Genomic DNA, 2890 nt, shown 5'->3' with positions numbered 1-2890 from the left:
ATGTCCGGCGGCGTCCTACTCTCCCACACCCTCACGAGTGCAGTACCATCGGCGCTGGAGGGCTTAGCTTCCGGGTTCGGAATGTTACCGGGCGTTTCCCCTCCGCTATTGCCGCCGTAACTCTATGAACATGTCAACCACACCAGCCCCCACACTGGGGGTGGGGTTGTTTGTTCAGAGTTACACAGTGGACGCGTAGCATGTTTGTAGGTCAAGTCCTCGGCCTATTAGTACCGGTCAACTGAACACGTTACCGTGCTTACATTTCCGGCCTATCAACCCAGTCGTCTAGCTGGGGGCCTTACCCCACTAAGTGGGTGGGATACCTCATCTTGAAGCAGGCTTCCCGCTTAGATGCTTTCAGCGGTTATCCTTTCCGAACGTAGCTAACCAGCCGTGCCCCTGGCGGGACAACTGGCACACCAGAGGTTCGTCCGTCCCGGTCCTCTCGTACTAGGGACAGCCCTTCTCAAGTATCCTACGCGCACGGCGGATAGGGACCGAACTGTCTCACGACGTTCTAAACCCAGCTCGCGTACCGCTTTAATGGGCGAACAGCCCAACCCTTGGGACCTGCTACAGCCCCAGGATGCGACGAGCCGACATCGAGGTGCCAAACCATCCCGTCGATATGGACTCTTGGGGAAGATCAGCCTGTTATCCCCGGGGTACCTTTTATCCGTTGAGCGACACCGCTTCCACTCGCAAGTGCCGGATCACTAGTCCCGACTTTCGTCCCTGTTCGACCTGTCAGTCTCACAGTCAAGCTCCCTTGTGTACTTGCACTCAACACCTGATTGCCAACCAGGATGAGGGAACCTTTGGGCGCCTCCGTTACCTTTTAGGAGGCAACCGCCCCAGTTAAACTACCCACCAGACACTGTCCCTGAACCGGATCACGGTCCTAAGTTAGATACCCAAATCAACCAGAGTGGTATTTCAACGTTGACTCCACCCACACTGGCGTGTGGACTTCACAGTCTCCCACCTATCCTACACAAGCTAATTCGGATACCAATGTCAAGCTATAGTAAAGGTCCCGGGGTCTTTCCGTCCTGCCGCGCGTAACGAGCATCTTTACTCGTAGTGCAATTTCGCCGGGCCTGTGGTTGAGACAGTAGGGAAGTCGTTACGCCATTCGTGCAGGTCGGAACTTACCCGACAAGGAATTTCGCTACCTTAGGATGGTTATAGTTACCACCGCCGTTTACTGGCGCTTAAGTTCTCAGCTTCGCCCCGAAGAGCTAACCGGTCCCCTTAACGTTCCAGCACCGGGCAGGCGTCAGTCCATATACATCGTCTTACGACTTAGCATGGACCTGTGTTTTTAGTAAACAGTCGCTTCCCCCTGGTCTCTGCGGCCATACCACGCTCCACAAGCGTGTTGCTTCACGTGTCCGGCCCCCCTTATCCCGAAGTTACGGGGGCAATTTGCCGAGTTCCTTAACCACAGTTCGCCCGATCGCCTCGGTATTCTCTACCTGACCACCTGTGTCGGTTTGGGGTACGGGCCGCTAAGAACTCGCTAGAGGCTTTTCTCGGCAGCATAGGATCACTGACTTCACCAAAACGGCTCGGCATCACGTCTCAGCCTTCATGCACCACGGATTTACCTATGATGCGGCCTACACGCTTACCCCGGCACAACCACCGGCCGGGATCAGCTACCTTCCTGCGTCACCCCATCGCTTGACTACTACCCACCAGGTTCCCAGCGTCCACCACAACAACCCGAAGGTCACCGCAGCTTCCGGTGGTTAGCACAGCAAGGTTCGTCATGGGCGTTCTTTCGCGGGTACGGGAATATCAACCCGTTGTCCATCGACTACGCCTCTCGGCCTCGCCTTAGGTCCCGACTCACCCAGGGCGGATTAGCCTGGCCCTGGAACCCTTGGTCATCCGGCGGAAGGGTTTCTCACCCTTCTTTCGCTACTCATGCCTGCATTCTCACTCGTGTCGCGTCCACAACTGGGTCACCCCGCTGCTTCACCCGCGACACGACGCTCCCCTACCCATCCACACACCTGGACCGGAACCCGAAAGAACCGGCCTGGTACAAATGTGAATGCCACAGCTTCGGCGGTGTACTTGAGCCCCGCTACATTGTCGGCGCGGAACCACTTGACCAGTGAGCTATTACGCACTCTTTAAAGGGTGGCTGCTTCTAAGCCAACCTCCTGGTTGTCTGTGCGACCCCACATCCTTTTCCACTTAGCACACGCTTAGGGGCCTTAGCTGGTGATCTGGGCTGTTTCCCTCTCGACTACGAAGCTTATCCCCCGCAGTCTCACTGCCGCGCTCTCACTTACCGGCATTCGGAGTTTAGCTGACTTCGGTAAGCTTGTGGGCCCCCTAGGCCATCCAGTAGCTCTACCTCCGGCAAGAAACACGCGACGCTGCACCTAAATGCATTTCGGGGAGAACCAGCTATCACGGAGTTTGATTGGCCTTTCACCCCTAACCACAGGTCATCCCCCAACTTTTCAACGTTGGTGGGTTCGGCCCTCCACGCGGTCTTACCCGCGCTTCAGCCTGCCCATGGCTAGATCACTCCGCTTCGGGTCTAGAGCATGCGACTAAAAGCGCCCTATTCAGACTCGCTTTCGCTACGGCTCCCCCACACGGGTTAACCTCGCCACATGCCACTAACTCGCAGGCTCATTCTTCAAAAGGCACGCCGTCACCCCGTAAGGCTCCGACGGATTGTAGGCAAACGGTTTCAGGTACTATTTCACTCCCCTCCCGGGGTACTTTTCACCATTCCCTCACGGTACTTGTCCGCTATCGGTCACCAGGTAGTATTTAGGCTTATCAGGTGGTCCTGACAGATTCACAGCAGATTTCAGGGGTCCGCTGCTACTCGGGAACACCCACAGAAGACCACGCCACT

General features: G+C 56.4%; 2 rRNA genes (1 of these 2 only partly in view). Both read right to left on the bottom strand.

The features are described from left to right. Positions 1-2: 2 nt before the first annotated feature. Positions 3-119 (bottom strand): 5S ribosomal RNA (rrf, locus tag IEY75_RS20545). Positions 120-207: 88 nt separating this feature from the next. Continuing rightward, positions 208-2890 (bottom strand): 23S ribosomal RNA (locus IEY75_RS20540) (it continues 428 nt past the right edge of the window).

This window comes from Pilimelia terevasa, from assembly GCF_014647915.1.
GTDB lineage: Bacteria > Actinomycetota > Actinomycetes > Mycobacteriales > Micromonosporaceae > Pilimelia > Pilimelia terevasa.
Note: the sequence above shows the minus strand (reverse complement) of the source record. Positions and strands in the feature narration are given on the sequence as shown.